29 protein-coding genes and 1 pseudogene are annotated in these 26720 nt (G+C 69.1%); 25 read left to right on the top strand and 5 right to left on the bottom strand.

Annotation, left to right across the window (positions count from 1 at the left end; translation table 11 throughout):
- Positions 1 to 341: 341 nt before the first annotated feature.
- A complete protein-coding gene (locus ACLQ2N_RS28415; RefSeq protein ID WP_425817300.1) occupies positions 342 to 563 on the bottom strand; it encodes a DUF397 domain-containing protein in 222 nt (73 codons plus the stop codon).
- A complete protein-coding gene (locus tag ACLQ2N_RS28410; RefSeq protein WP_425817298.1) occupies positions 560 to 1432 on the bottom strand; it encodes a helix-turn-helix domain-containing protein in 873 nt (290 codons plus the stop codon). Before ACLQ2N_RS28410 ends, ACLQ2N_RS28415 begins: the two co-directional genes overlap by 4 nt.
- 275 nt (positions 1433 to 1707) lie before the next feature.
- On the opposite strand from ACLQ2N_RS28410, the gene ACLQ2N_RS28405 reads away from it, so the two are divergent.
- The 24 genes and pseudogenes from ACLQ2N_RS28405 to ACLQ2N_RS28290 all read left to right on the top strand — a co-directional run bounded on the left by ACLQ2N_RS28405 (position 1708) and on the right by ACLQ2N_RS28290 (position 22959).
- Complete coding sequence (locus ACLQ2N_RS28405) at positions 1708 to 2163, top strand: hypothetical protein (protein ID WP_425817296.1); 456 nt, start codon at positions 1708 to 1710, stop codon at positions 2161 to 2163.
- A complete protein-coding gene (locus tag ACLQ2N_RS28400; RefSeq protein ID WP_425817294.1) occupies positions 2160 to 2642 on the top strand; it encodes a DUF6415 family natural product biosynthesis protein in 483 nt (160 codons plus the stop codon). Before ACLQ2N_RS28405 ends, ACLQ2N_RS28400 begins: the two co-directional genes overlap by 4 nt.
- 121 nt (positions 2643 to 2763) lie before the next feature.
- On the top strand, positions 2764 to 4683 hold the full coding sequence (locus ACLQ2N_RS28395; RefSeq protein ID WP_425817292.1) for a glycoside hydrolase family 15 protein: 1920 nt from the start codon (positions 2764 to 2766) through the stop codon (positions 4681 to 4683).
- A gap of 27 nt (positions 4684 to 4710) precedes the next feature.
- A complete protein-coding gene (locus ACLQ2N_RS28390) occupies positions 4711 to 6201 on the top strand; it encodes an ATP-binding protein (RefSeq protein WP_425817290.1) in 1491 nt (496 codons plus the stop codon).
- Positions 6202 to 6266: 65 nt separating this feature from the next.
- Positions 6267 to 6752: a roadblock/LC7 domain-containing protein gene (locus ACLQ2N_RS28385; protein WP_425817288.1), complete on the top strand. Its 486-nt coding sequence runs from the start codon at positions 6267 to 6269 to the stop codon at positions 6750 to 6752.
- Entirely contained in the window at positions 6749 to 7147 is a 399-nt protein-coding gene (locus ACLQ2N_RS28380) for a DUF742 domain-containing protein (protein WP_425817286.1), read from the top strand. Before ACLQ2N_RS28385 ends, ACLQ2N_RS28380 begins: the two co-directional genes overlap by 4 nt.
- Before the next feature lie 7 nt (positions 7148 to 7154).
- A complete protein-coding gene (locus ACLQ2N_RS28375; protein WP_425817691.1) occupies positions 7155 to 7754 on the top strand; it encodes a GTP-binding protein in 600 nt (199 codons plus the stop codon).
- On the top strand, positions 7754 to 8398 hold the full coding sequence (locus tag ACLQ2N_RS28370) for a GAF domain-containing protein (protein WP_425817284.1): 645 nt from the start codon (positions 7754 to 7756) through the stop codon (positions 8396 to 8398). Before ACLQ2N_RS28375 ends, ACLQ2N_RS28370 begins: the two co-directional genes overlap by 1 nt.
- Before the next feature lie 34 nt (positions 8399 to 8432).
- The gene (locus ACLQ2N_RS28365) at positions 8433 to 9665 is read left to right on the top strand and encodes an acyl-CoA dehydrogenase family protein (protein ID WP_425817282.1); all 1233 of its coding nucleotides are present in this window, start codon (positions 8433 to 8435) and stop codon (positions 9663 to 9665) included.
- 46 nt (positions 9666 to 9711) lie between these two features.
- Positions 9712 to 10203, top strand: a complete 492-nt coding sequence (locus ACLQ2N_RS28360) for a DNA-binding protein (RefSeq protein ID WP_425817280.1) — start codon at positions 9712 to 9714, stop codon at positions 10201 to 10203.
- Positions 10204 to 10268: 65 nt separating this feature from the next.
- Complete coding sequence (locus ACLQ2N_RS28355) at positions 10269 to 10838, top strand: hypothetical protein (protein WP_425817278.1); 570 nt, start codon at positions 10269 to 10271, stop codon at positions 10836 to 10838.
- Complete coding sequence (locus ACLQ2N_RS28350; protein ID WP_425817276.1) at positions 10835 to 11416, top strand: DUF6624 domain-containing protein; 582 nt, start codon at positions 10835 to 10837, stop codon at positions 11414 to 11416. The genes ACLQ2N_RS28355 and ACLQ2N_RS28350 overlap by 4 nt, the downstream gene beginning before the upstream one ends.
- A gap of 137 nt (positions 11417 to 11553) precedes the next feature.
- The gene (locus tag ACLQ2N_RS28345) at positions 11554 to 12570 is read left to right on the top strand and encodes a hypothetical protein (RefSeq protein ID WP_425817274.1); all 1017 of its coding nucleotides are present in this window, start codon (positions 11554 to 11556) and stop codon (positions 12568 to 12570) included.
- A complete protein-coding gene (locus tag ACLQ2N_RS28340) occupies positions 12557 to 13606 on the top strand; it encodes an enolase C-terminal domain-like protein (RefSeq protein ID WP_425817272.1) in 1050 nt (349 codons plus the stop codon). The genes ACLQ2N_RS28345 and ACLQ2N_RS28340 overlap by 14 nt, the downstream gene beginning before the upstream one ends.
- The gene (locus tag ACLQ2N_RS28335) at positions 13606 to 14055 is read left to right on the top strand and encodes a hypothetical protein (protein ID WP_425817270.1); all 450 of its coding nucleotides are present in this window, start codon (positions 13606 to 13608) and stop codon (positions 14053 to 14055) included. The genes ACLQ2N_RS28340 and ACLQ2N_RS28335 overlap by 1 nt, the downstream gene beginning before the upstream one ends.
- The gene (locus ACLQ2N_RS28330) at positions 14052 to 14753 is read left to right on the top strand and encodes an HAD family hydrolase (RefSeq protein WP_425817268.1); all 702 of its coding nucleotides are present in this window, start codon (positions 14052 to 14054) and stop codon (positions 14751 to 14753) included. Before ACLQ2N_RS28335 ends, ACLQ2N_RS28330 begins: the two co-directional genes overlap by 4 nt.
- Positions 14750 to 15529 (top strand): class I SAM-dependent methyltransferase, encoded by a 780-nt coding sequence (locus ACLQ2N_RS28325; protein ID WP_425817266.1) that lies wholly within the window; start codon positions 14750 to 14752, stop codon positions 15527 to 15529. Before ACLQ2N_RS28330 ends, ACLQ2N_RS28325 begins: the two co-directional genes overlap by 4 nt.
- An 82-nt stretch (positions 15530 to 15611) precedes the next feature.
- Positions 15612 to 16379 (top strand): phytanoyl-CoA dioxygenase family protein, encoded by a 768-nt coding sequence (locus tag ACLQ2N_RS28320; RefSeq protein WP_425817264.1) that lies wholly within the window; start codon positions 15612 to 15614, stop codon positions 16377 to 16379.
- Positions 16376 to 17044 carry an L-threonylcarbamoyladenylate synthase gene (locus ACLQ2N_RS28315; protein ID WP_425817262.1) on the top strand — a complete coding sequence of 223 codons (669 nt, stop codon included), beginning with the start codon at positions 16376 to 16378 and terminating at the stop codon, positions 17042 to 17044. The genes ACLQ2N_RS28320 and ACLQ2N_RS28315 overlap by 4 nt, the downstream gene beginning before the upstream one ends.
- Positions 17034 to 19151 carry a phosphoketolase gene (locus tag ACLQ2N_RS28310; RefSeq protein ID WP_425817260.1) on the top strand — a complete coding sequence of 706 codons (2118 nt, stop codon included), beginning with the start codon at positions 17034 to 17036 and terminating at the stop codon, positions 19149 to 19151. The genes ACLQ2N_RS28315 and ACLQ2N_RS28310 overlap by 11 nt, the downstream gene beginning before the upstream one ends.
- A complete protein-coding gene (locus ACLQ2N_RS28305) occupies positions 19148 to 19984 on the top strand; it encodes a phytanoyl-CoA dioxygenase family protein (RefSeq protein ID WP_425817258.1) in 837 nt (278 codons plus the stop codon). The genes ACLQ2N_RS28310 and ACLQ2N_RS28305 overlap by 4 nt, the downstream gene beginning before the upstream one ends.
- 196 nt (positions 19985 to 20180) lie before the next feature.
- A complete protein-coding gene (locus ACLQ2N_RS28300; protein ID WP_425817256.1) occupies positions 20181 to 20825 on the top strand; it encodes a LuxR C-terminal-related transcriptional regulator in 645 nt (214 codons plus the stop codon).
- A 1573-nt stretch (positions 20826 to 22398) separates the two neighbouring features.
- Positions 22399 to 22656: pseudogene (locus tag ACLQ2N_RS28295) on the top strand (ATP-binding cassette domain-containing protein); the annotation flags it as partial.
- 87 nt (positions 22657 to 22743) lie between these two features.
- Positions 22744 to 22959, top strand: a complete 216-nt coding sequence (locus ACLQ2N_RS28290) for a hypothetical protein (protein ID WP_425817254.1) — start codon at positions 22744 to 22746, stop codon at positions 22957 to 22959.
- Between the two features lie 75 nt (positions 22960 to 23034).
- Here ACLQ2N_RS28290 and ACLQ2N_RS28285 read toward each other — a convergent pair whose 3' ends face one another.
- From ACLQ2N_RS28285 to ACLQ2N_RS28275, 3 genes are read right to left on the bottom strand one after another with little or no spacing between them, the layout of a single operon-like run.
- Positions 23035 to 23259 (bottom strand): LexA family protein, encoded by a 225-nt coding sequence (locus tag ACLQ2N_RS28285; RefSeq protein ID WP_425817252.1) that lies wholly within the window; start codon positions 23257 to 23259, stop codon positions 23035 to 23037.
- A complete protein-coding gene (locus ACLQ2N_RS28280; protein WP_425817250.1) occupies positions 23256 to 23504 on the bottom strand; it encodes a hypothetical protein in 249 nt (82 codons plus the stop codon). Before ACLQ2N_RS28280 ends, ACLQ2N_RS28285 begins: the two co-directional genes overlap by 4 nt.
- A gap of 34 nt (positions 23505 to 23538) precedes the next feature.
- Complete coding sequence (locus ACLQ2N_RS28275; protein WP_425817249.1) at positions 23539 to 24726, bottom strand: MAB_1171c family putative transporter; 1188 nt, start codon at positions 24724 to 24726, stop codon at positions 23539 to 23541.
- 1108 nt (positions 24727 to 25834) lie between these two features.
- On the opposite strand from ACLQ2N_RS28275, the gene ACLQ2N_RS28270 reads away from it, so the two are divergent.
- On the top strand, positions 25835 to 26716 hold the full coding sequence (locus ACLQ2N_RS28270) for a helix-turn-helix domain-containing protein (protein WP_425817247.1): 882 nt from the start codon (positions 25835 to 25837) through the stop codon (positions 26714 to 26716).
- Positions 26717 to 26720 lie beyond the last annotated feature (4 nt).

The following is a 26720-nucleotide window of genomic DNA, read 5'->3' as shown; positions in this document are numbered from 1 at the left end:
CGTTCCCGGCCTCGCCACGCCCGCCGCAACCGCGCCCGGCCTTGCGCCGATGACCGCCGCAGAGGAGACCAGGGCCGACATCATGGCCACCAGAGCCAGCACGACCCGCCCTCCCGTCGACACTCAGGCGGCGAAGAAAACCACATCCTCGAAGTCCGCGAAGAAACGCTCCGCATCCTGAGGCGCCACTGACTGAAGGCCCGGTACGGCGCCGGTCGACGGGTCATGCGGCCGGCAGCGCATCCTCGGGGAGGCAGCCCCACCAACGACTGTTCGGCTGCACATACGTCAGAACGCCCCGGCCGAAGCGAGGGGGCGTCCTGATACGTACGGTGCGCGGGCTACGGCAGCAGGTCGCTCTGGCCAGCGCGCACACTTTGGGTGAAAAGCTCGTAGTCGGTGCGGGACACGAAGAGGATCTTGGCATCGGGGTCGCCAACGTCCACGGAGTCGCGCAGTGCGACTACGTCACCCATGATGGCCACCTCCAGGCAGTTGTTGCCGCCGCTGCTCAGCGCGCTCTTCGCCCAGGTGGCATTGGTCAGATCGGCAGTGCTCTTCATGATGTCTCAAAGTCCTTGATCATGTTCTCAATGTAGCGGCAGGTGGCCGTGGGATCGAGCGCCTGCTTGCAGAGGTCGGTGAAGGTGCGACCGTAGAGCTCGACGTCCTTATCTTCCTCCAGGTAGAGGCTGGTTGTCTTCGTCTCAACCACACAGACGGGCGAGCCCATCGGGAATTCTAGAAGTTGAAACGAGCCATCCGGAGCCGCGTGCGCACCTGCACTGTAGGGGAGCACTTGGATCGTGACGTGCTTCCGCTGTTCCATGACTTTCAGTAGCCACTGGAGCTGATCGCGCATCACAGCGGGCCCGCCTACGACACGCCGCAGAGCACCTTCGTCGATGACGCAGGTCAGGCTCAGCGGGTTCTCACGCTGCAGGGCCGCCTGCCGCGCCAGCCGCAGCGCCACGAACCTCTCGACTTCCCGCTCAGTGCTCCACACCGCACTTCGCTCCACGACAGAGGTCGCGTAGCGCTCAGTTTGAAGCAGACCGGGTATGACCTGGACGAAGAAGACGTCCGCGCTCGTCGCCATGCCCTCAAGGTTCAGATAGTCCTCGAAGTCGTCCGTGATCGCGTCCGGGTACTCGTCTAGCAGGTTCGTGCGCTTCGCTGGGGCGGCGAGAGCGGCCATGTGCCTCACCTTGGCCTGGGTCGCTTCGCTCTCCACGCGGTACACGGCGAAGAAGGCGGTCAAGCCCAAGCTGTTGACCTGCTGCTTCCCGTTCTCAATCTTTGACAGTGCCGACTTCCCAGCGATCCCGAGTCGCTCTGCGGCCTCTTCCCCCGACAGCCCCGCACTGATGCGGAGCGACCTCAACGCCGATCCGAACCGGCGGCGGTGAATGTTGGTGCGACCTTCGCTCACGACAAACCTCCCTGGCATCGCAGGGTACCGGTGCGAGGCGCAGGCATATGCCAGTTCCCGCGCAACCTCGACGATCTAGCAACATTCGCTTGCGAGAAACGTTGCTAGTGCTTCATCGTTGCTCGTGCTGGAGGGTTTCGCGGCCCCCAGTGCCTCGGCGTCTCGCGCCCAGGACGTCATGTCCTGTCATGCGCGTCCAGGCACGCAGTCGCCGAGTTCTGCAATGTCGACGTTCTGACATGAACCTTTCGCGTGAGACAGGCGCAGGAGAAGCTATGACGCATCCCCCGAGCGACCAGGCCAATGTGCCCCTCGTCGACCCGGTCACCGCGACCTTGATCGCCAACAGAGCTCTCTCGCGGCAGCTCGGCACCACGACGCTCTCAGAGATCGAGGCCGAGGCCACCGCCCTAGAGGGCCAGCTCCGACAGTTCTTAGGTGCTCTTCCCAAGGACAAAGAGGAGGCTGACGCGCAGCACCGGCAGGTCCAGTCACTGCTTAACAGCGTGCCCGGTGGCACCGACTCCGACTTCGCGTTCGCTTCCTGGAACCGGGTCCGGGATCTAGCACGAGCGCTTCGGCGGCACGTCGAGCAGTACGCCGAGCGCACTTCGAACGAGAGCCTGAAGCTGCCGGCCGAGGGACGCGGTGCTCACGTGGACGCTGATGGCTCGGCGGCCACGCACGGCCGATTTGCCACCCCTGCGACCACCGGGGAAGGCGCCGCATGACCACGAGGGCCGCCTCTAGGGCTACCAGCTACCGCAGCCGGGGAAGAACTCCCTTCGGTGCGCCGGGGCTGGAGCGAGATCAGCGGGCCGCTGCTGCGGAGACCGTGCTGCTCGTGCTGGGCGAGGACTCCCCCCTGCCAGAGAGCACCACCGACGTGGAGGACCTCGTCCTGCGACTGCGGGGCCACGTCAAGCACCTCGGCCCCCTGGCCTCGCCGACCGAGCCGGCCCTGCGGCGGGCGCAGCAGATCTGTTCGGAGAGCATTCCCGACGGCTACATGCCCGGCCGCGTCCATCTCGTCAAACTGGCCACGGCCACCCAGCAGCTCCTCGCTGTGGCGAGGAACGACAGCACCGTCACCGTGAAGTCGCCGCGCCGACGACGGTGGCGGAAGCCGCCGATGAACGTCATGCGAGGCGCCGTATTCGCCCTGGCCCTCGCCGCTCTGGTGCTTGCCGCCTCGGTGCCACGCAGGTGACCGCTACCGGCGCTGCCCTCGTTGTGCTCATCCTCGGCCCGACGGCCTGGCTGGTCATCTGCGATGGCCGCGCGCGCAGCCACCACTCCCAGAAGCGATGCCCCTTACGGAGATTTCTACGATGACGCGTCCACGTATCGAGCAATACGGCCTGATCGGCGACCTGCAGACCAGTGCGCACGTCTGCGACGACGGATCGGTGGACTGGCTGTGCCTGCCCAGCTTCGACTCGCCGGCCGTATTCGCCCACCTTGTTGGTGAGGAAGAGCACGGCAGCTGGCGGATCGCGCCGACGGCGTCGGCCGACGAACCCGGCTGCGAGGTCGCCGCCGAACGCCGTTACATCGGCGATTCCCTCGTACTGGAGTCGGTCTGGCGCACGGCAGCGGGGACGGTTCGTGTCACGGACTTCATGCCGCCGCGTGAGTGCGAACCGCAGGTGATCCGGATCGTCGAGGGCCTGACGGGCACGGTGACGATGCGCTCAACCATGCGCCCACGTTTCGGCTACGGCCGCGTCCATCCCTGGGTCCACGAGGTCGACGGACGCATGGTCGCCGAGGCCGGCGCGGCAGCACTGTGGGTGGACACCGGTGCCGAGCAGGTTGAGAAGGACGGCGTGATCGTCAGCGCCTTCACCCTCTCCGCCGGAGAGACACAAGCGTTCGTGCTGAGCTGGTGCCCGTCGCACGCCCCCGCTCCGGCCGTGCCGGATCCGGAGGCAGCTCTCGCCGCGACGCTGGGCTACTGGGCGGACTGGACACGACAGTGCTCCTACGAGGGACCGTATCGGGAGGCCGTGGTCAGGTCGCTGATCACGCTGAAGGCGATGACGTACGCGCCCAGCGGAGGCATAGTCGCGGCGCCGACCACGTCGCTGCCCGAGGAGATCGGCGGCAGCCGGAACTGGGACTACCGCTACACCTGGCTGCGAGACGCCGCGACAACCCTGGGCGTACTCCTGGGGACCGGATACGTGGAGGAAGCGCAGGCGTGGCGGCGGTGGCTCCTGCGTGCCGTGGCCGGTGACCCGCAGAACTTGCAGATCATGTACGGGATCACCGGCGAGCGTGATCTCCCGGAGCGGGAGCTGCCGTGGCTGCCCGGGTACGAGGGATCCGCCCCCGTACGAGTCGGCAACGGGGCGGCCAGTCAGCTCCAGCTCGACATCTACGGCGAAGCGATCGAGACGCTGCACCTCGCTCATCAGAGCGGGGTCGCCCACTGCGCCGACACCGCAGTGCTGCACCGGCGTCTGATCGAGACGTTGGCGCGGCGTTGGCAGGAGCCCGATGAGGGGATCTGGGAGATCCGCGGCCGGCGGCGGCACTTCGTGCACTCAAAGGTGATGGCCTGGGTGGCAGTGGACCGCACGATCCGCCTGGTCGAGGCCGGCGCCCTCGACATGGACCTGGTCGCCCTGTTCGAGTTGCGGGCCGCGATCCACCAGGAGGTCTGCGAGAAGGGCTTCGACCCCGTACGCAACACGTTCACCCAGTCCTACGGCTCGAAGGAGCTGGACGCGGCGACTCTGTTGATTCCCGCCGTGGGCTTTCTGCCTGGCGATGATCCTCGCGTTGTCGGCACCGTGGACACGGTCCGGCGCGAGCTGGGCACCGCCGACGGGCTCGTGTGCCGGTACCCGACCTCGGGTGACACCACGGGGGTGGACGGCCTGGCCGGTGACGAGGGCGCCTTCGTGCTGTGCTCCTTCTGGCTCGTAGACGCATTGGCGCTGACCGGCCGCATCGACGAAGCGACCCGGCAGTTCGAGTATCTGCTCACCCTGGGCAGTGATCTCGGGCTTCTCGCCGAGGAGTACGACCCGGTCGCGAACCGCCAACTCGGCAACTATCCGCAAGCCTTCAGCCATGGCGGAGTGGTCAACAGCGCCAGGCTCCTCGCCCGTCTCACCGCACAGTCCGGGTCCGGCATCAGTGTCCCGGTCCCCGCATCGGGGGCCGCACGAACCTCTCCTAGCCGAGTCGGGTGCGGCCCTACCGGCCGGATCGCAACGGCCACGACTGCCCAGCACGCCTGATCGCCCCGACCCCTGACGAGGATTCCCATGCCTGACAGCGCCGTTCCGGAACGGCCGGCGGTGGCCGGCCATCGCAGGGGCCGCCCTTCGCGCGTAGACCCGCTCACCCTGCGCCGCACCCGCCGCGCCGTTTTGGTGCCTCTGGTGGTCCTGGCCTCCGTGCTCACCGCTGCTTTATCCGCTCGGTCGGTCTCCGTAGTGGGAACGGGCTGGGCGGTGGTGGGCCTGGGCGTCGGGCTGGTCGTGGTGGTGCTGGTGGCCGCCCGCGCGGCCCGTACGGTCGCGGCCTCCGTGCACACCACGGTGACCGAGGCACGTTCCGAGACGCTCGCAGCGGTCGACGGTGCGGCGGCGGCTGTGGAGAAGTCACTGCGATGGTCGGTGGAGGAGCTGTGCCGAGGAGGGCGCCCGCCCGTCCCGGAGATGCACTCGCCCCGCCGTGACGACCCGAACACCGGAGTCCTCGACATTCTGGGCGCGCTGCAGGTCCAGGCGATCACATCGCTCGTGCGTGTGCACGACGAGTCGCAGTCCTCCCTGCTGCTGGAAGTTCTGCGCCTCCTCGCCCAGCGCGAGCACGCTCTGGTCGGCAAGGCACTTGAGGCGCTGACTCAGCTGGAGAAACTGACCGACGACCCGGAACTGCTGCACACCAGCTTCCAGATCGATCACCTCGTGACGCGGCTACGCCGCCACATCGAGAGCACCGCCGTGCTGGGCGGACGGTCCCTTCGCAGCGCACGCCGACCCGTGCCGCTCGCCACCGTGCTGCGCGGCGCGGTGTGCGAGGTGCTCCAGTACCCGCGCGTGAGCGTCGCTGCCGGTTCCGTCGGCGCCGAGATCGGTCTGCCCGGCCATGTCGGGCCGGACCTCACGCACCTGCTGGCCGAGCTGATCGAGAACGCGCTGGAGTGCTCCGATCCGGCGACGAAGGTGACGGTGCGCGCGCAGCGGGTCGCCGCCGGGCTGGCGATCGAGGTCGAGGACCGGGCCGTCCCCATACATCCGCAGGTCCGGGACCAGATGAACCACCTGCTCGCAGCACCGGACCGGGTGGACGTCAGCAACCAGGTCCGGGCCGGACAGCTCGGCCTCCTGGTCGCCGCGAAGATCGCCCAGGCGCACGGCATGACCGTACGCCTGCAGGAGAACGTCCTGGGCAGCACGACCGCGCTGGTCGTCGTACCGGACCAACTCCTGGTCCCCCTCCCCTCCGTCCAGGACCCCGGCGTGTCACCGAGCGTTGCTCGCCCCTCTGTGGTCCCGCCTCCGGCAACGCACACTCCCGCGCACGCCGTCGCGCAGGCGCGGATATCCCAGGGGTCAGACGGGTCGGCGGGTCCCCCCGCGCTGCCCACTCGAAAGCGTGCGGCCGAGGCGTTGGGCCGCCTGCCCGAGCGGGAGCGTGTCACGGCGTCCCCACCGACGCCGGGGATCGCAGGAGCCTTCCATGCCGGCCTGAAGGCCGGCACGAATGCCGACTCCCCTCCCGCGTCGACGCAGCAGACCGGCCCCTGAAACGCGCGCCCTCGCCCCGCCGCTGCCACCCATCAACATCCGCCCTTCCCCCTGGAGTGATTCCTATGAACACCCGCCCCGAGATGTCCTCTCACAAGGCCGCGGCCCACGAACAGCAGGACGACATGGCCTGGATGCTGCGACAGTTCGTCGCCGACACCGCAGGCGTCACGCACGCCGTCCTGCTGTCACGAGACGCACTTCGGCTGCTGGACAGCGACATCGAGAAGGACTGGGCGGACCAGCTGTCGGCCGCGGTCGGCGGCCTCGCCTCCCTCGCGGCGAGCATCCCCGGCCCGAACAACACGAGGAGCCCCGCCGGGCAGATCATCGTCGAGCGGGGCGACTGCCTTCTCTTCGTTCAGAGCGCCGGACGCAGCGCACTCTTCGGATCCCTGCCCGGCGGCGCCGTGGAGACGGTCCTGGCCGTCGTCGCCACCACGGACGCCGAGGCCGGCGCCGTCGGGTTCGCCATGGGACGCCTGATCACCCGGTTCGCGCCGTACATGCTCGTTCCCGTCCGCGCCGACGTGGGGGCTGAGGTCCAGTGACCGAGGACAGCCGTGAGGAGTACGTGCGGGCGTACGCCCTGACGGGCGGGCGCACCCTGCCCCGGCACGTCCTCGCTCTGGAGACCGTGGTGGTCGTGGGGCCGGGCCGCCCCGGGCCCGCGCACGGCCACGAGTACGAGGAGATCCTCGCCCTGTGCCGGGAGCGCCGACGTTCGGTGGCGGAGCTGGCGGGCGTGCTGGCCCGCCCGGTCACGGTCGTGAAGATCCTCGTGTCGGACCTCCTGGACGGCGAAGCACTGACGCTCCCCTTGACCACGCCGTACGACGCAGCCGGCAGCGAGGCGGGGCCTCCCTCTACGCAGCTGCTGGTGGCCCTCGCCGCCGGTCTGAAACGCAGGTGGCCGGATGCTGACACCTATCGACGAGCCGGGTGAACCGACCATGCATCACAAGGAGTTACCCAGCCGGGCCAGCGAGCCGACGGTGGTGAAGATCGTGATCGCCGGAGGCTTCGGCGCTGGCAAGACGACCGCCGTTGGCGCGGTGAGCGAGATCACCCCGCTGAGCACCGAGGAGTACCTGACCCAGGCGAGCGCGGGCGTGGACAGCCTGGCCGGGGTCGAGTGCAAGAGGACCACCACGGTGGCCTTCGACTTCGGCCGACTCACCCTGCCCGACCCGCCCATGCCCATGGAGCTGTTCCTGTTCGGCACACCCGGTCAGGACCGGTTCGGTTCTCTGTGGCACGACCTCTCCCGCGGCGCCGTCGGCGCGGTCGTCCTCGTCGACACCCGACGCCTCGAATCCAGCTTCGCCCCCGTCGACTTCTTCGAGCGCCTCCGCCTGCCCTTCGTCGTAGCGGTCAACGAATTCGACGGAGCGCACCGCTACCAGCCCGACCAGGTCCGCGCTGCGCTCGGCCTCGCCCCCCACGTCCCCGTGGTCACCTGCGATGCCCGGACACCCGCGCACGTCGCCGGTGTCCTGCTGACCCTCATCGACCATGCCATGCGGTCCACACCCACGAGGCAGGATGCCTGATGTCATCTCACCCCACCAACGCCCTCCTCGCGCCCCCTTCACTGCCCCGGCGCGCCACGGGCGACGCCGGACGCGGACCGTTCGCCCTTCCCGCTACCGATGCCCCCGCTCCGCAGAGCGCGCACGCCGAACTGGTCGAGCGCTACACGCTGTTGGACCGCCTGGGCGTGCCCCTCGCGGGTAGCGACGACTACGACGCCATCGCCCGCGACATGGCCCGTCGGGCAGGGTTCGCGTACGGGTTCGTCAACCTGTTCCTGGGCAAACAGACGTTCATCGGCCTGCACCAGCCGGACCCGGGCAGCGGGTACGTGGTCGTCGGCCGCACGATGAGCCGCGACCACGGCTGGTGCCCCGAGGTGATGGACCGCAAGAAGGCCCTCCCGCTCCCGGACGTGCACGCCTCCCCCCGGTTCAGCGGCAACGCGGTCGTCGACGCGGTCGGCATCCGCGCCTACTTCGGAGCACCGCTCAAACACGAGAGCGGAGTCGTGATCGGCACGGTCTGCGTCATCGACCCCGAACGGCGGCCCCTGAGCGACGCGACGCGGATCAGGGACATCGTCATCGACACCGGTGCCCAGGTGATGGAGGACATGACCCGCCCGCCCGCCGCTCCCTTCCACACCCTTCACAGACCGTAGGCCACCGCCACTTCACCGGGGATTGGAGAGGACCATGACCGCGACCACAACGCCTCCGCCGACGCTGCGCCCGCTTCTCAGCGTCCGCCACGAACAGCTGTGGAACGCGGCGGACGCCTTCGCGGACGACCACGTCGCGCCTCGTACCGCACGCATGGAGGCTGCCCCGCGAAGGGTGGAGCGCAAGATCGCCGACCTGATGGCCGCCCGCCGGTGGTTCGCCGTCACCGTCCCATCAGCCTTCGGCGGCATGGGGTACGACCACGTCGCCAGGACGATCCTCATCCACCGCATCGCCCGGGTTTCCGGAGCGGCGGCGGCCATCCTGCAGGCCACCCTGATTCCCGTCGGCGCGATCATGAACTTCGGCACCGACGGGCAGAAGCAGCGCTGGCTGCCACCGGTCGCGGACGGGTCCGGGCTGCTCTCGATCGCCGTGACGGAGCCGTCCGCCGGCGGGCACATCGGCGGCATCGAAACCTTCGCCGAACGGGACGGCAGCGAGTGGGTCATCACCGGCGCCAAGGCGCACATCGGCAACAGCCATCTCGCGAAGGCCCACCTCGTCGTCGCACGGACCGACGACGGGGTACGCGCGGACAGGGCCCTGACCGCTTTCATGGTCGAATCCGGCCGCCCAGGCATGTCCGTCGCGGCCCACAGCCCCGGCCTGGGCCTGCGCGGCTTCTCCGCCGGCCGTCTGGACCTCGACCACGTCCGCGTCCCCGACGACAACCGCGTGGGCGACGTCGGTCAAGGGCTCGACGCGGCGCAGAGCAGCAGCATCCTGTACGGCCGGCTCAACTTGGCCGCACTCAGCCTCGGCCTCCACGAGGCCGCCCTGGCGACCACGACCGCGTACCTCAAGGCGCGCCCCCGGTACGGAAGCACACTGTCCGACCACCCCGTGCTGCGAGGCCGGATCGGCGGCATGGAAGCGCGCCTGCGCGCGGCACGGACGCTCGCCTACCAGGCCGCGTGCTGCCTCGACCTGGGACTGCCCTGCGACCCCGACCTCATCACCGCCAAACTGCTCGGCCACCAGTGGGCCGCCCAGTCCGTTCAGGACGCGATGGAACTGCACGGCGCCAACGCCCTGGACACCGGATACCCCCTGCAGCGCCTGTGGCGCGATACCCAGCACCTCTACCCGCCTGCCGGAACCGGCGAGGTCCAGCGCATACGCCTCGCCGAGGAAGCCCTGGACGAATACCCGCAGCAGTGGTCAGAGCGCTTCGCCACCCACCCGGGCCCAGCCACCCTGTGAACCGCGGCGCACGGCACTTCGCCAACCCATCCGAGAAGAGACATCCGTGACCTTGCCCATCCGGGACAACACACCGATCACACCCTTGAGGCCGGCACTGCAGAACGTCGCCAAGCACCTCATGGACAACCTGAGCCCACGGGAAATCGCCGCGCAGGGCGGCATGCACTACGAGACCGTCCGCAAGTACATTCGCGAGCTGCGTGCGAACCTCCACTGCCCGCCCCGCTGCAAGACGCACGTCGTGATGCATATGGCACTGACCGCTGAACAGATCGCTCCGCCCAAGACACTGCGGCCCGCTCCCGACCTCGACGCCCAGCAGCAGCTCCTGCTCAACGCGGTCGCGACGCACAGTGCCCCCGACGAAGTTGCGCTCGCCGCCAAGATCGCCCCCGCCGATTACCGAGCCGCGGTCGACGCGCTGCTCGACGACACGGGCACTGCCCATGTCATGGAGCTCGTCGTCCTCGGGCACGCCTGGGGCCTGCTGGGCGCCCAGCAGGCCAACACGGTGAAAGGCCAGGCAGACCAGTGACAGCATCCGCATCGCCCGCCACCGAGGCGTCCTACTCCGGGGACGTTCACGGGGTACGGCCGCCCGTGTACGAGATGCGTCCTCTTAGCACCGACGCCGAGCGCGCCGAGGCCGCGGCCCTCGTCCAGGATCGTCAGCGCTGGCTCACGCAGCGCGGCCTGGCGGTGCCCACCCTTGTCGATGTCCCGGCGATGTTCCGAGACCCGCAGACGCCGGCAACGGGGCTGTTCGAGGACGGGCTGCTGCTGGCCTGCATGATCCCGCGGGTCTTGGACGACCTCTGCTGGGGCACGGGGCCGTGCCTCTTCCTGGACCGCATCCACACCCTCCCGGGCCACCCTGACGGCCTCGCCCGGCTGCTCACGCTCTGGGCCTCCGATTGTGCCGCCCGGCTTGACGTGCCGCTCGTCCGGGCAGAGATGCTGGTCCTCGGTGACCTCTTGGCCGAGCCCCTTGCTGGTCTGCTGCGTCGGCTTGTCGACCTCGGCTGGGATCTGCGCGGTGCGGGCCCCGGACGAAATGGCGATCGAGTCGCCCGCCTCGACCTCCGAGCCGAGCACCGATCCGGCCTGAGCGCACTGATCGGCTGCCACGTCGAGCTGCACCCGACCTCAATCGGGCGGGTTAGCCAGTGAACGCCATCGAGCCCCAGCGGCCGGACCTCGCCCGCGAACTCATCGTCCGCGCAGCCCAGTCGACGGCCCGCCGGGCCCGGCGCATACGCAACCAGCTCGATGCCGATGCCGTCCAGCTCGGCCAGGACCGTCACGCCGATCACGCCGACGCCAAGGTTCTGCGCCGTGTCCTTGCCGAATTCGACTGGCCCGACCGCTGCCTCGTCGGCGTCGAAGCCTCGACGGCTGCATGGAACCTCGCTCTTCACGCGGACGACGATCCCGACCTGCAGCGTGCTGCCACCACCCTACTGAAGCGCGCGGTCCAGGACCGCGGTGCGTCCGTCACGCACTGGGCTCACCTCCACGACCGGACCCTGGCCAACAGCGGTCGCCTTCAGGACTACGGGACTCAACACCTGCTGACGTCGGCCGGAGTTGACCTGTGTCCGGTGCGCGAACCCGACTCCTTGGATCAGCGAAGGGCCTCCGTCGGGCTCCCTCCGGTTGCCGTAGCGCTGGAGGCGGTGCGCCGGCGGATCGCCTCGGTTCGCCTCGCCGGCGGCTTCGCAACTGTCCCACTCGCTCAGGTCGCATAGCGCCCATAACCGCCCCAAAATGGTTGGAGCCACGTATGTCGCATCACCCGGCAAGCCAAGCCATACCCTCCAGCGGCGCCGTCGGCGCCGATCGCCTTCGACACCTGGAGCAGGCCGCCTTACGCCACGACGTACCCGTGGAGGACGTGATCCTGATCGCGGTCAACCTGCACGGGATCAGCTCGGGGCACGACCGGCCCCGTGCCCGCGTCAACCTCCGGCTCACGCGACGCCCCGATGTCCCGTGGCAGATCATCGTCCCCCTGAACCGGCCGGCCAGCCCGTTCCACCTGCGCGGTGAAGAGTTGTGGCTGAACGGCGAGATGATCGCTCACGTCGAGCGGATCGACGCCGACGAGGCCGTCGGAGGCTACTTCCGCAACGACGGACGTGCCGCGACGCTCAACCCCAACGCCCGTAGTCGGTGCGTTGGTTGCGGGTGGTGCCCCAACACGTTGGAGGCTGCCGCCGACCCGAGGCTGCAGGAGGAGGAGGGACTCGATGACCTGCTTCGGGCACTGGGCGAGCAGCATCCCCGCCGCAACCTGGCCGAACTGACCGAGGTCACGGTCTCGACCGGCTGCTTCGAACGGGAGGGGGCCGCTCTGGCTCACCTGACCGCCCTTCGGCCGGCTCTGGAGCGGGCCGACGTTCAGGCGCGGATCGGGTTTCTCAGCTCGGTGCTGCGGAGCGATGAAGCGTTCGAGACGATCGCAGCGCAGGTGTCCCCCTTCGTGCTCAGGCTCACGATCGAGCACTTCACCCGGCGGGCCGCCTTGATGAAGGCCACCAAGGCGGATCTGCAGCCGGAGCAGATGCCCGACCTGCTGGCGCGGGCACGGGCCGCGGGGCTGGATACCTCCTACACGTACATCGTGGGGCTGGATCCGATGGAGGATCTCGTACGCGGGGTGGCCACTCTGTCGGATGTGATCAACGCGTTCCCGAACTTCCAGACGTTCCAGGCGCACACCGTGCTGATGCAAGGCATGCGGACGCCCGGCGCGGAGACGCTGGACTATTACCTGCAGGCTCGTACGTCCATCGAGCAGGCCATGGCGTCGACCGGCTTGAGGCCGGTGGGCTGGGAGTGCTACCGGCCATTGTGGTACTTCACGTACGCCGGAGAGGACCTGGTCGATGGCCTTCGTTGACCCGGTCGTTGACCGTGTGCGGGTCGAGCCCCTCGAAGCGAGCGTGGCGCAGCCGTGGGAGCCAGGCGACAGCCGGTTCGCGGTAGTGGTCGAGTCCCGCGGCGTGGCCGGGGTGTTCGGTCCGCTCGACGAACTGCCTGCCGCGCTCGTCGCCACACGGCTCGGGCAAAGCGCCCTGGGACACCCCGTGGCCGACCACAGCGGCCTGCTGCGCACGCTCCTGTCCGAACTGGGGCCACACGCAGCGGGGTTAGGGCGTTGGGCGGTGGGAGCGCTGGACTGTGCGGTGTGGGACCTGCACGGCCGGCTCGCCGACCTTCCAGTCGCGGCCCTGCTCTGTGACCGACCCGCGCGGCGCGTTCCGGTCTACGCCTCCTGGCTCTCCGTGGACCTGGCCTCGGCATCGGCGGCCGAGTCGGTGAAGGCCACCGCAGGTGAAGGGTTCGCCTTCACCAAATGGGCGCTGCGCGAAGCGGAGGCCAGCGAACTTGTACGGCTGGCCGAACGTACGGCGGCGTGGGCGAAGCACAGCGTGGCGGTGGACGCCCTGGGCACATGGGGCACCGTGCGGACCGTAGAGGTCGCGCGGTCGCTCACTCCGGATGCCGTGCGCTGGGTGGAAGACCCACTGCATCGAACCTCGCTGGACGCGTACGCGCGTCTGCGCGAGCAGGCGGCCGGACTACCGATCGCCGTCGGGGAGCGCCTCGCCCACCTGGAGGAGGCAGCCGAACTGCTGGAGAGCTGCCGACCGCAGGCGTTTACGTTCGACGCCGTGTGGTGCGGCGGCATCACCGAAGCGCGGGACTGGCTGGGTCTTGCCCTCGGCGCTCAGGTGCCCGTCCATCTACACGGTCGCGGATTCCTGCCCGCCGTGCACCTGGCTGCAGCATTCCCTCACATCGCCGGCGCGGTGGAGTACCAGATGGAGTGGGAGCCGCGCCGCCAACGGACCATGCGCGGCACGCTCAGGCCGGACGGCGGCCACGTTGCTCTTCCAGACCTGCCCGGTCTCGGAATGGAGGTGCTCCGGTAATGCCCATGCACACCGGTGAGCTCGCCGTTCACGGTCATCTGGAGCAGCGCGGGAACTCCGTACTGCTCGTGGTCGCCGAACGGCTGAGCGGACACGACACCTTTCTGTCGGCGACCCTGCGTCTCGAACACGAAGGGACCTCGGTCGACCTTCCCGTCAGGATCATGACGTTCGACGACGTCACCGTCCTGTCACCGCTCAAAGCGGCCCTGCCCCCGGGACAGGTCGGCGAGGAGTGGAGCGGAACGCTGCTACTGCCGCACGGAGCGCGTCCACCGACGATTCCCGACGACCTCGCGCGCGCAGCCGCCGAGGCCGGAGTCGACCCGAGCGGTTGGTCGCCGGCGGAAGCCCGCCAGATGCTGACCTTCCTCGGCGAAGCCGACCCCGGTGACGTACGTACGGAACGGATCAGCATGGTCATCGCGGCCCTGGCGACCCGGTCGTGAGCCTCGCGCAGCCCTTGCGGCTGGTGAGTCTCGACGTCGGATACACCCTGGGCGAACCCTCGGGGACGACGCTGACGCAGCACCTCATCGGGCTGTCACCGCTCACGCGCCAGGAGGCGAGAGAGATCGCCCATCGGACACTCCACGTCCTGGACCCCCGCAAGGACGCGGCGGGAACCAGGGCTCTGTGCGCAGCTCTGAACATCGCGCCGTCCGCGTTTCCTCATGACCACCGCTCGCCCAGCTTCGTCTTGTGGCCCGGCGCGGTGGAGGCGGTGGGCCGGATCGCCCGGGTGGTACCGGTGGTCACCTTGTCGAACGTGAGCCACTGGGACGAACGGGAGACCGACGTCGCAGCGCTACTCGCTCCCCACCTGCGGGCCCATCATCCCTCGTGGCGCCTCGGCGTCGCCAAGCCGGACCCGCGCGCCGTGCAGACTGTCGCCCGACTGCACGGCCACGATCCTGCGCAGGTGCTGCACGTCGGTGACAGCTTCGACTGCGACGTACGCGGTGCCCTGGCCGCGGGAGCCCAGGCTCTGTGGATCACCTCGCGCGCACCGTCCGCCGACGAACTGCGACTGATGGCCGAGCATCCCGGTCGGGTCACGGTCGTACCGGACCTCGCGCGCGCGGTCTCGCACATCGAGCGAGACCTTCCCTCATCAACCGCACACCACAGGAGCACCACCCCGTGACTCAGTTCGACACCACCGCCCCGTTCTACGCCGTCTATCGCCCCGGCATCCCGAAGGAGGCCGTCGACCTGCTCGCGCAGCGGATGGCCGGCCAGGGGCGCCGGGCCCTGCTCGATCTCGGGTCCGGCACCGGGCAGGTCCCCCTCGCCCTTGCCGACGAAGTGACGGAGATCGACGTCGTAGAGCAGGACGCCGGCATGCTCGGGGAGGCCGACAAGGCGCTCGCCGGGCTGCCGGTCACCGTCAGCCTGCACAACACCTCTGCCGAGGAGTTCACACCGCCCGCGTCCTACCGCGCCGACCTCGTGACGATCTGCCGCGCCTTCCACTGGATGGACCAGGAGAAGGTGCTGTCGCGGCTCGAAGCCATGACTGCGCCGGACGCGACCGTCGCGGTCATGGGTGACGGCAGCCTGTGGACCGCGCGCACCGAGTGGACCGACGCCCTGCGGGCCCTGATCCAGGAGTACCTGGGCCAGGACCGCAGGGCAGGGGTCGGCAAGAAGTACGCGGCGCACAACCGACCCTACAGCGAGATCCTCGCCGAGTCCGTGTTCGGACAGGTCGAGGAGCACACCATCGCGGTCGAGCGCCAGTGGGCCCCCGAGACGGTGATCGGCTACCTGTACTCGACCAGCTTCGCCGCCCGGCCGCTGTTCGGCGACCACGTCGACGAGTTCGAGGGCCGGGCACGCGCCCTGCTCGCCGAGCATGCCGCCGACGGGCAACTGATCGAGCACGCCACCTTCCAGATGGTCCTCGGCCGCCGCGGCTGACCCGACCCTCCCCCCTCCGCCGGGGCGGCAGCCGTACGCACCGCCCCGGCCCTGGCCTCACCCTCCTGAAAGGAGATCCGCCATGTCCCGAACTCTGTTAACCGATGACGAGCGGCGCCGGTTCATGACCGACGGTGTCCTCATCTGGCGCGGTCTGGTCCGCGGAACCGTCCTGGACCGGGCACGCACCCTCGTCAACACCTGGCTCAGCGAGGCGTACGACCCGGCGCGGCTCACCGCCTACACCGAGCGCAGCTTCGCCCCGGACCTGGAAGAGAACGCCGACGTCCTCGCCCTCTACCATCAAAGCGGCCTGGCCGATCTTGCCGGAGAGCTGCTGCAGCCCGCTGTCACCGCCCCCGTCACACGGGCACAGATCCAGATCCGGCTGCCGCACGGCGCGGAGCAACCCGTGAAGCGAATGCACGTCGACGGCGTCTCCTGCCCCCACCTCGAACCCCGGGACCTGCGGACGTTCACCTTCATCGTGGGTGTCGTCCTGGACGGCAGCGCCTCCGCCGACGCCGGTGCCCTGCACTACGTACCCGGCGGACACCACCGGATGGCCGACTACTTCGCCAACGACTGGGTCCTCGGGCAGGCGGCCCAGACCCCCGACGACATCGACGCCCAGGACGGCACCGCTCTCATCGCGAAGCCCGGTGACGTGGTCGTGATGCATCACCTCGTCCCGCACCGGGTCGGCATCAACACCAGCAGCACGCCCAGGACCATGGCGTACTTCCGCGTCAGCCACGCCCAGCACTCCGACCTCGCCCTGCGCGCCCTGTCGGACCCGTGGCTGGAGTACCCGGCGCTCGCACAGCTGGCACGTACCGGAAGCTCGTGAGGCAGAACACCGTGGACATTCTCACCCCGGCCCAGCTCCCCGAAGCAGCCCGTCTGCTGGCCGCCGGGCAGATCGTCGCCGTACCCACGCCCCGCTGGTACATGCTCTGCGTCCGAGCCGCCGACCCCGCAGCCACGAGCACGGTCTTCCGCGTCAAACAACGCCGCGTCACCAAGCCGCTGATGCTCCTGATCAAATCTCGGGCCACGGCTGCTGCCCTCTTCGACCTGAGCGGCGACGCCCGCCTGCTGGCCGGCCAGCTGTGGCCGGGGGACCTCGCGCTGCGACTGCCGTGGAAGCCGGATGCGCAACCCATCGCGGCGGTCGGCTCACCGGCCCTCGTCGGATGTCCCGCCGGACTCCTCGGCCAGCTCATCACCCTGGCCGGCGAACCGCTGGCCGCAGCCGCCTGCAGCATCTCCACCCCCGCCGCCAGTGACGCAGACCGTCCGGCGCTCACCGCCGGCCAGGTCGCCGACTTCGAACGCACTTCGAAGGCCGGGATTGCCGCGGTCGTCGACGACGGAATCTGCCCGCAGAGCCACCACATGACCATCGTCGACTGCCCCGCAGGCGCAGAAGCCCGTCTGCGGCGGAAAGGCACCGTTCACCCGCGAGCCCTCGAAGCCGCTCTCGCCCCTGCAGGAGGACAGCATGTGGGCTGACCTCGCCCGCCGCACGAACCGCGTGGTCCCCGACACCTCGGTGGCCGCCGTCGCGGACGCGCTCGACTACCTCTGCCTCGCCCAGCTCTACCTACGCGACAACCCGCTCCTCGCCCGCCCCCTGGGGCCCGCCGACGTCAAGACGAGGCCGGCCGGTCACTGGGGAGTGTGTCCGCCCGTCAACCGGATGCTCGCCGCCCTCGGCCCGCTCCAAGCCGCCGTTCCCGACGGTCATGAACTGCACGTTCTGCACGGCGCCGGGCACGCAGGCCCCTCCGCACTCGCCCACGCCTACCTCACCGGCCGCCTCGGCGACGCACACCCCGCCCTGCGCCAGAGCGCGGCTGGACTGAAGGAACTCGTCGCGGGCTTCCCCCTGCCCGACATCGGCGGAGAGATCACCCCGATGATCCCCGGCCACCTCCACACAGGAGGCCAGCTCGGACCGGCGCTCGCGATCGGGCAAGGCACCGTCCTCGATGCACCGCACCGGCTCACCGTCGTCCTGATCGGCGACGGCGAGTGCGAGACTGGCACGACCGCCGCCTCGTGGCTCGGCGCCCGAGCCCTCCACGGTACGGGCGACCACGGCACCGTCCTTCCGGTCGTCCTGCTCAACGGGCAGCGCATGGGCGGGCCGAGCCTGCTATCCACGCTCACCCGTGCCGAACTAACCGCCTACTTCACCGGCCTCAGCCACCGCCCCGTCTACAGTCACGGGACCGACATCGGCCAACTTCGCGCGGCCGTGGCCGAGGCGCTCGGCACGGCTCAGCCGCTGGGCCGTCCAGGACCGTCGAGCGTCCTGGTGCTCACCTTGGACAAGGGCCACGGCGCGCCTGCCCACCTGGCCGGCACCCCAGCCGTCCACAAAGCGCCGCTGCGCGACCCGGCCGGCGTGCCCGCAGAGTTCGACGTACTCGCCGACTGGCTGGCCTCGTACCAGCCCACCCAGCTCCTCACCCTCAACGGGCGGCCCCGGCCGCACCTCCTCCCCGCACTTCCGCACGGACGGACCGAGACCGTGCGGCTTCCGGTACCCCGCGGCTGCGTCGCCGCCTCCGCTCAGGTCGCCGACCGTGCTGCCGGGCGCCCGTTCGCCGAGGTGGTCCCCGAGGTCCTACGAGATCGCGCCGAGCAGGGGCCGTTCCGCGTGTTCAGCCCTGACGAGCTGACCTCCAACCGTCTCGACCTCACCGACGAGCACGGACACTCGCTGCCCTGGGCGGTGGAAGCACTCAGCGAGGAACTGTGCCACGGCTGGGCCCAGGGCTACACCGAGACCGGCCGGCACGCGCTCGTCGCCACCTACGAAGCGTTCGCCCCGGTCCCGCTCAGCCTCATCCAGCAACTGCTCAAGCACCGGTCCGTGCGCCGGCACGCCGGTCTCGCACCGCTGCCCAGCCTCGTATACCTCCTGACCAGCCTGGGCTGGCACAACACCTTCACCCACCAAAACCCCAGCCTGGCCTCGGCACTCCTTGCCGGCGGCGATCCCACCCTCCACGTCCTCACCCCCGCCGACCCCGCGCGCACCGCTGCCGCCCTCACCTTCGCCCTGCGCAAGCTCGACCGGTGCACGCTCGTCATCGCGGGCAAGCACACCACCGTCCACCATCCTCTGGACAGCCTCGACGAGGAACTGCGGAACGGCATCGCCACCTGGCCGCACCTGACCCACCCCGGCACCGACGAGCCCGCACTGGTCCTCGCCTCCGCCGGAGACCTGCCCGCCCAAGCCCTGACCACCCTGGCCGCACGCCTACGCGCCGAACGCCCGCACCTTCACCTGCGCTACGTCCATATCCACGACCTCACCGCCCTCGCCGAACACGGCACCCGCCCCCTGGCCCTCACCGACGACGCGTTCCTCCGCCACTTCGGCACCAGCGCACCGATCGTGCTGGCCACCAACGGCCACCCCGCCGATGTGCACGCTCTACTCGGAAGCCGCCACCCCGGGCCCCGGCTTACCGTGCTCGGCTACCGCGACCCCGGCCGCCCCATCTCCCAGGCCCGGCTTCGGGAACTCTGCGGCCTCGACGACAACAGCCTGTGGACGCTCGCCACCACCCTCACCGACGCCCCGAAGGAGATACCGGCATGAGTACGACGCTCCCGCCCGCCACCCCCGACGCCGACACCATCGACGCCTTCGAACGCGACGGGTACGCGATCATCCGCGACGCGATCACCCCGGAGCTGCGGCAGCAGCTCCTGATCGCCGCCGAGCAGTTGCTGGCCAGCGACATCACGCAGGGCCGCGACCAAGGGGGCGACGGCAAGGACGGCTTCCGCGGATGCCTGGCCCTCGACCGGACCTTCCTCCCCCTCCTCGCCAACCCGGCCATCCTGCCCACGGTCGTACGACTCCTGAGCCCGAACATCCACCTGCTCTCCGCCCACCTCATCTCCCTGCCCAGCGGACCGCCACGCACCGTTCGCGTCCCCGAGCGCCACGGCTGGCACCACGACGTGTACGGCGCCACCGCCGACCTCGGCTTCACCAACACTCCCCGCCTCGCGATCAAGGTCGCTCACTACCTGAGCCCCGTCACCGCCGACTGCGGTCTGACCACGTTCCTCCCCGGCAGCCACCGCCTCGCCGAGGAACCCGACGTCCCCACCGGCGCCATCGACCCGCCCGGCGCCGTCACCCCTGACATCGCCGGCACCGACACCATCCTGTTCGAAAACCGGACCTGGCACGCCGCCGGCATCAACCTCTCCGGCCGCCCACGCATCGCCTTCATGATCCAGTACGGATACCGCTGGCTCCAGCCCGTCGACGACCCCGCCGTCAACCTTCAGCAGGACCCAACCATCTCGCCTATCGAGCGGCAACTCCTCGGCCTCCCCGACCGCCGCCCGGACGGATCACTCGCTAAGGGCAGCGGAGCAGCCCCCATCCGTTCCTGGTGGGCGACCGTCGGCACGTGAGACTGCTCAAAGGGGCCGCCCGGCTGCGCGCCACCGCGCGCCGGGCGGCCCTCTGCCCAACAACCTCCGCGCATCGCCTCCACAGAAAGACCCGACCTCCCTTGGCCTCGTCCCACCCATCAGCCCCCTGGCCTGCGCCGATCTGCCAAGCCGATCGCAAAGGCTTCGAAGCGCGGACACTGAGGACTCAGCCCATATGACGACAACCCCTGCGGAAAGACCGTCCGTGGCAGTGCATGCGCGGGACCCTATCTCGCACGCCGGAGTCGTCAGTCAGCTGCGCCCCCGCCCGGAAGTCACGCTGGAGGACTGGGAAGAGGGTGCCAACGAGGCACCGGAGGTCGTGTTATTGGTCGCGGACACGGTCGATGACGAGGTTCTGCGGCTACTACGGCACATCCAGCGGTCCACCACGGCCCGGACCGTGTTGGTGGTGACGGAGATCGACGAGCAGAAGCTCGCGAATGCCGCCGAGTGCGGGGTCGCCGGGCTCGTACGGCGTTCGGCCGCGACCCCGGAGCACCTCGTGGATGTCATCGGCACGGTGGCTCAGGGCGCCGGTCACCTTCCTCCGGACCTGATCGGCAGCCTTCTGGGAGAGGTCGCCCGCCTGCAGAGCCAGGTACTCGGCCCGAGGGGCCTGCACTTCTCGGGACTCTCAGCCCGCGAAGTCGACGTGCTGCGCCTCGTGGCCGAAGGCCACGACACGGCAGAGATCGCGACCAGGCTGGCCTTCTCCGAGCGCACCATCAAGAACGTGGTCCATAGCGTGATGACCCGCCTCCAGCTTCGCAACCGGTCCCATGCCGTGGCGTACGCCCTGCGCCAGGGACTCATATAGGGGATCTGGGATGCCACGCCTTGATGGCGGCTGGCCGAAGCACACCGCTCGACCTTGATGTCGGTCCTGTCGTACCTGTGACTCAATACCGCTGGCGCCGTACACGGGCAGGAAGCCGCCGACCGAGTATGGCCGTACCGGGCTGCCCTCACGGTGGAACCGTCGAACTGAAATTCGCCAGCCCTCGCCACCACAACCACCCGTATGGGTGAGCGTTGTGCCCGGTATGAAGACCACGCACCACGAACAGTCCGTTCCTGCCCCCCGAGTACCGTGGCGGCGGCGCCCCCGTCCCGCCGCCACGGATGTCATCCCGCAGTACGCCGTCAGCGCCGAACGCCACGACAGCGCCCTCGCCGACTCCTTCGCCACCATGGCCCGGCGCCTGCCAGCCCTGTCGGCCATGGCCTTGCGCCTGGCCTGGCAAGCCGACCGGCCCGCACTGTGCTCACCGCACTGCTCCAGGTCGGCACCGGCATCGTCACCGCGATCGGCCTGTACGCCACGAAGGGCGCGCTCGCCCCGCTGTTCGCCTCAGGCCCGGCCGCCGACCGGCTCCACGCCGCGCTCCCCGCGATCACCGTCATCATGACGGCCGCCGCAATCCGCTCCCTGATCGCTGCCGCCACCCTGGCCACCACCGCCCGGATCGGACCGCGGGTCGACGCCATCGCCGAAATCCGCTACCTCCACGCAGCGACCAGCGTCCCGCTCGCCTCGTACGACGACCCGGTCTGGTGCGACCACAGCGAGGCCGCGAACCGGGCTTCGAAGGACGCCCACCTGATGGTCGACGCCCTGGTCTCCGTCAGCACCGCCCTCGGACTGGTCGCCTCCGCCGGCATCCTCGCCGCTCTGCACCCTCTTCTACTTCCTCTGCTGCTCCTGGCAGTCATCCCACGCGGGGTAGCAGCGGTACAGGCAGCCCGCTCGGCACACCGCGCCGAGCGGCACACCCTGGCCGACCGGCGGCTACGGCCCACCCTCATCTACAACACCGCCGGTCGGCCGACCGCTCTGGACGTGCGCGCCGGACCGATGCGCCCCTGGCTGCTGAGCCGATTCACCGAGGTGACCGAGCGACTGACGGCACATGCGGCCCGGGTGGGTCGGGAGACCGGTCGCTACCAACTCCTGGGCGACGCGCTTGCCGGTGCGGCGGCGATGCTGGTGTACGCGGCACTCGCCGCGCTCGTGATCTCCGGCCAAGTGCCGCTGGCAGCGGCGGGCACGGCCGTGGTGGCGGTGCAGGCCAGCCGCATGATGCTTGCCGGGCTCGTGACCGGGATGAACACCACCTACAAGACCGGCCTCTACCTCGGCGACTGGGCCGACTTCGTCGCGGACGGAGAACAGCGGACACGAACCGAGGAGTTCACCGGCACGGTCCCGGCGGAACCGGACGTGATCCGAGCCAAGGACCTCACCTTCCACTATCCCGGGCACACCTCCCCCGCCCTCGACCGAGTGAGCGTGACCGTACGGCGCGGAGAGACCCTGGCAATCGTCGGGGCGAACGGCTCGGAAAAATCGACGCTGGCCAAAGGGAACGGTCGAGTGGGGCGGCGTCGACCTGGCCACCGTCGACCCCGAAGCGGTGTGGGCGAAGCTGGCGATGCTGCCGCAGGACATCGCCCGGTGGCCCGTATCCGCGCGGGAGAACATCACCCTCGGGCAGGGGCAAGGCGACGACCAAGCGGTTCTGGAAGCGGCAAAGCTCGCCGGCGCCGACGAGGTGATCGAGCAGCTTGCCGACGGGCTGGACACCAACCTCGCACCGTCGCAGTGGGGTGGCCGCGACCTGTCCGGCGGACAGTGGCAGCGGCTGGCCGGCGCGCGAGCGTTCTACCGCAAGGACGCGCCCGTTCTGATCTGCGACGAGCCGACTTCCGCGCTCGACCCCCGGGCTGAAGAGGCGATGTACGAGCGGATCCGGGCACTGGCGGCCGGGCGGACCGTAATCCTCATCACCCACCGGCTGGGCTCGACCCGCAGCGCTAACCGCATCGTCGTACTCGACCACGGCCGGCTCATCGAGGAAGGCACCCACGAATCCCTCCTCCACCTGGACGGGGAGTACGCGACCATGTGGCGGACCCAAGCCCAAACGTACGGGTGGCCCGTGACGAGGTAGCTGATCCTGACCTGTGAACAGCCCCGGACAGATCGCCGCCCCGACCGTTCCCCCGGCGCCCTCGCCTGCCGCCTGTCAGCGCAGGCGACAGGTCCGCCAACGCCGGCCAGCGCGGCTGAGATACCCGAGGTCCTCCAGCCGCCCGAGCTGGTAGGCGACCGAGCTCGCACTGGAAAGGCCCACCCTGGCACCGATCTGCCGGATCGAGGGCCCCTCACCGTACTCGGCGATCCACTCCCGAACGACCCGCAGGACCATCTCCTGCCTCGGCGACAACCCGACCCCGGCCGGGCGGCTCACGCGGGCCCCTCCTCCTGTTGTCGGGCAACGACACGGGCGCGACGGCGCAGCTCCACCCGGACTGACGGCCCCCGGCCGTAGGGAGTCGCCCAGAACGGATGCTCCTGGAGCCGAACCGACAACCGCAGCAGCCGCCGGCGCAGCACGGTTGCACGGCGGGGGTGAGGTACGGCTAGCGCCCGGTAGGCAGCGTTCCATGCCTCCTGAGCACGGACGAGGTCATCAGGAAAGTGGAAGGGATCCATACAGCGATTAGAGCACCAGTTCGAATTAAAGGCATCACCGGCCCGCTCGTGGGACCGGTACGGCTTGTGCTGCATCGGCGGGTCTGGTGTAGGCGTGAGCTACCTGGAGGAGCCACTCCGTGTCGGCGCGCAGGTCTTTGCGTGTGGCTGTCTTCTTCGGCGGAGGGGCCACGTCGTGAGCGAGGTGGCCGACGGCCAGGTCTGCGAGTGCCGCCTTCACTACGGCTGCTTCGATCGCGGCGGCGGCACGATCGGTGCCCGATGTGAACGTCCGGGAGGCAGCTTCCTGAGTACTGCGGGATCGGTACGGCCGTAGGGCGAGGATGCCGTCACTGATTTCGATGACGCGTCGCTGGAGGTGATAGGAAGTGTCGGAATCGGGTGTGCTGCCCGCGATCGGCCTGGCGGGCGAGAGAACGATATGCGGTATAGCCTCCGCAAGGTCCCGCCACAGCGGGGTGAGAGCTTCGAAGGAAGCCTTTTCCCAGCGGCGCTGGCGCATGTGCCGGATCGGATAAACGACGGCGGGCAGGGTCAGACCGAGACAGATCAGCACGACGGCAAGCGCTGGAGACGTCACACCGGCTGCGCAGCGCACGGCGCTCAGTGAGGCGCACCTGTCCCCGTGGCTGACGAGCGCCGGGTCCAGCCCCAGGTCTAGGAGTCTGAAGGTGATGTAGCCGAGGTGGATCATCCCAAAGCCTGTGCCCGCTGCCGCGGTACGCAGGCCGATCCGCACGGCGGTCCGTCGCGTCCTCCCCACCTGGCGCAGCGCCTGGACGACGAAGGTCACGTCCGTGGCTCCGATGACGGAGATGTACGCGAGCATGTAGCAGGCGTACGCGTGTGCCGAGTGATGGGTGGCCTGCTCGTATGCGAGCAGGGCAACGACGCCGGCGAAGGCAGCAATCATCCATTTCAGACGGGCCCTGATGAGCCTCCTTGCTTCGGCAGGGCCCAGATTGAGCTGGAGCGAAACAGCCAGGACCGCTGCGGTCGCTCCCAGCGATGCACAGTCGCCGAGAATTCGGCTTCCATGGGGAACCGCCGCGTCGAGGACACCCTCGACCACAGGCGCATACGAGGCAAGGAAAAGGGCGAAGGCCCCCAGGAGCGCGCTCATGGCCCACGTACCGGGAGGCCGCGGCCTCCTCCTGCCGAGAACCCAAAAAATGCCCGCCACGGCGAGCAGCGTGGCCAGGCCGAGGAAAAAGATGCTCACGGGTCGACTTGACGCCTTCTGGAGGACTGAATGCCCGGAGCCCCCGGTGCTCCGGGCCCAGTCTTGAACCGGTAGGGGATTTTGCGGACTTGATAGGTGCGTCGCCGGGAAACGCCGTCTTCGCGACTCGGACGGTCAAGCCGGTGCCGGCGGCACACAGGGCCAGACGCCTTCGGGTGAGCCACACGGCTGACTCTGGGAGCAGGTCGAGCCAAGAGGAGGCCGTGAGGGCGACGTAGCTACCGCCCGCGAGGATGTACTGCCGAGAATGCGCGCCTCTGCGGCACCAGCGGCGGAAACGAGGCGAAAGCGGCGATGCTCATAGACCCCGTCCCCACGCAGTCGGGAATGGCTGAGCAAAGAGGGCGTCCCACCTGGCTGGGCTGGTCTCCAGGCGGCGGGGCGGAGCGTCCCGGTCCTGGTAGATGCGTCGCCGAACCAAGCTGGCCATGATTTCGGCCTCTCGCTCCTCGCCGGTGGAGTACCCCGTGCGGCCCGATGCCCGGAACAACTCTCCAGTGTCCGCGTCGACCACCAGCCTGCCAGGATGGTCGCAGTACACATGGCTCAGCTCGTGCGCGAGAATGTGCCGCTGATGATGCACTGAAATGCCTTGCGCATAAAAGATCACGTCCGAGGTCTGAGTTTCCACTCGCATACCACAGACTCCGCCTGAAACAACGAAGTCGGGAAGCGGGTTGATGATAATTCCCTTCCCCCGTCGATCCGCTATTGCATCACAGAATTGTCGCGTCGTGAATCGATACGGGAGGCCGAGTTCATCGATCTTCTTCTCGCACTGCTCCCGCAGACGACGCTCAGCAACTTCGGACATGCACACGGCAAACTCCCATCTTCCGTATTACGGGTGCCCACGAGGCAGCGAGAACGCCAAAAGGTTAGGCCGAACCGGAACTAGCGGAACTGCGACTGCCGCATACGGAACGTAACCTCCACCTGGGCTCAAGGGGAGCGATCTGCGACGTCCAGGTACACACTCCACCACCCATAGGCACCATTTCGGTCATGCCTTCGGCGCGCGAGGCGCGGAGCGCGGTCGGTCCGCACTGGAGCCGGTTACGCTGAATGACGGAATGTTTCGCGATTTGTGGCACAGATCACCAAGGCGCGGCTTACGTTCCCGATCATGATTTCTGGGGACCGATACGGCGAAGTCAGCGGCGAGCCACTGCCGATCCTGATGCGGTACTGGCGGGCGAGACGGAATCCCCGAGATATCCCCGGTCTCCCGCAGACGGTGCGGCGTGGGACGGGACTGACCCAACAGGATGCGGCCCGCCTGGCAGGGGTGAGCGTGCGCTGGTATCGGCAGTTGGAGAACGGCGTTGCGGCCGACTATTCGGCCGACCTCCTTGACCGCGTCGCAACTGCACTTGGCCTGAGTCCCGCCGAACGCGCCACGCTGTACCTGAGGGCCGTAGGCCGGCCACCGGCGCCCTCAACACCGTCCGGGAGCGGAGCGTCTGGGGAGTGGGACCAGGACCTGCTCCAGTGGTTCCTGGACAACCAGGAGCCAGTTCCGGCCTTTGCCACAAACCTGTGCTGGGATGTGGTCGCGCACAACTCCAGCCTGCGGCGCTGGTTTCCCTGGGTAGAGCACGGCGGCAACCAGATGCGCTGGGCATTTCTCGATCCCTCGGCGCGGGAGCAGTTGGTGGACTGGCCGCAGGACTGGGCGCGGCCTTTCCTGGGACAGCTCCGCTATGAGCGAGCCCATCACCCGGAAGACGTCGCGCTGGCCCGGCTCGAACATGACATTCTCACGGGTTCCCCGGCCGCGCGGGCGTTGTGGGGCCGGCCGGAATTGGTTGAGCATTCCCACGGAGAAATCCGTCGTCTCAGGCTCCCGTATCACCAGGGCAGGGAAGTGGTCGTGCGCATCGTCACGATGCGGCCGATTCGTACCGTATCGCTCTGCGTGAATCTGCTGGTGGAGTGCAGCTACCCCGGGGGATCAGCCGACGCGTGACCAC

The sequence above is a fragment of the Streptomyces sp. DT224 genome, assembly GCF_049844595.1.
In the GTDB taxonomy this organism is placed as follows: Bacteria; Actinomycetota; Actinomycetes; order Streptomycetales; family Streptomycetaceae; genus Streptomyces.
Note: the sequence above shows the minus strand (reverse complement) of the source record. Positions and strands in the feature narration are given on the sequence as shown.

Bases quoted from the DNA above. Each gene is read 5' to 3' on its own strand.
- ACLQ2N_RS28300 (WP_425817256.1), top strand. From the start codon at position 20,181: ATGACGACAACCCCTGCGGAAAGACCGTCCGTGGCAGTGCATGCGCGG.
- ACLQ2N_RS28370 (WP_425817284.1), top strand. From the start codon at position 7,754: ATGTCATCTCACCCCACCAACGCCCTCCTCGCGCCCCCTTCACTGCCC.
- ACLQ2N_RS28390 (WP_425817290.1), top strand. From the start codon at position 4,711: ATGCCTGACAGCGCCGTTCCGGAACGGCCGGCGGTGGCCGGCCATCGC.
- ACLQ2N_RS28310 (WP_425817260.1), top strand. From the start codon at position 17,034: ATGTGGGCTGACCTCGCCCGCCGCACGAACCGCGTGGTCCCCGACACC.
- ACLQ2N_RS28400 (WP_425817294.1), top strand. From the start codon at position 2,160: ATGACCACGAGGGCCGCCTCTAGGGCTACCAGCTACCGCAGCCGGGGA.
- ACLQ2N_RS28365 (WP_425817282.1), top strand. From the start codon at position 8,433: ATGACCGCGACCACAACGCCTCCGCCGACGCTGCGCCCGCTTCTCAGC.
- ACLQ2N_RS28320 (WP_425817264.1), top strand. From the start codon at position 15,612: ATGTCCCGAACTCTGTTAACCGATGACGAGCGGCGCCGGTTCATGACC.
- ACLQ2N_RS28290 (WP_425817254.1), top strand. From the start codon at position 22,744: ATGTACGAGCGGATCCGGGCACTGGCGGCCGGGCGGACCGTAATCCTC.
- ACLQ2N_RS28405 (WP_425817296.1), top strand. From the start codon at position 1,708: ATGACGCATCCCCCGAGCGACCAGGCCAATGTGCCCCTCGTCGACCCG.
- ACLQ2N_RS28395 (WP_425817292.1), top strand. From the start codon at position 2,764: ATGACGCGTCCACGTATCGAGCAATACGGCCTGATCGGCGACCTGCAG.
- ACLQ2N_RS28375 (WP_425817691.1), top strand. From the start codon at position 7,155: ATGCATCACAAGGAGTTACCCAGCCGGGCCAGCGAGCCGACGGTGGTG.
- ACLQ2N_RS28280 (WP_425817250.1), bottom strand. From the start codon at position 23,504: ATGGATCCCTTCCACTTTCCTGATGACCTCGTCCGTGCTCAGGAGGCA.
- ACLQ2N_RS28385 (WP_425817288.1), top strand. From the start codon at position 6,267: ATGAACACCCGCCCCGAGATGTCCTCTCACAAGGCCGCGGCCCACGAA.
- ACLQ2N_RS28305 (WP_425817258.1), top strand. From the start codon at position 19,148: ATGAGTACGACGCTCCCGCCCGCCACCCCCGACGCCGACACCATCGAC.
- ACLQ2N_RS28335 (WP_425817270.1), top strand. From the start codon at position 13,606: ATGCCCATGCACACCGGTGAGCTCGCCGTTCACGGTCATCTGGAGCAG.
- ACLQ2N_RS28340 (WP_425817272.1), top strand. From the start codon at position 12,557: ATGGCCTTCGTTGACCCGGTCGTTGACCGTGTGCGGGTCGAGCCCCTC.
- ACLQ2N_RS28415 (WP_425817300.1), bottom strand. From the start codon at position 563: ATGAAGAGCACTGCCGATCTGACCAATGCCACCTGGGCGAAGAGCGCG.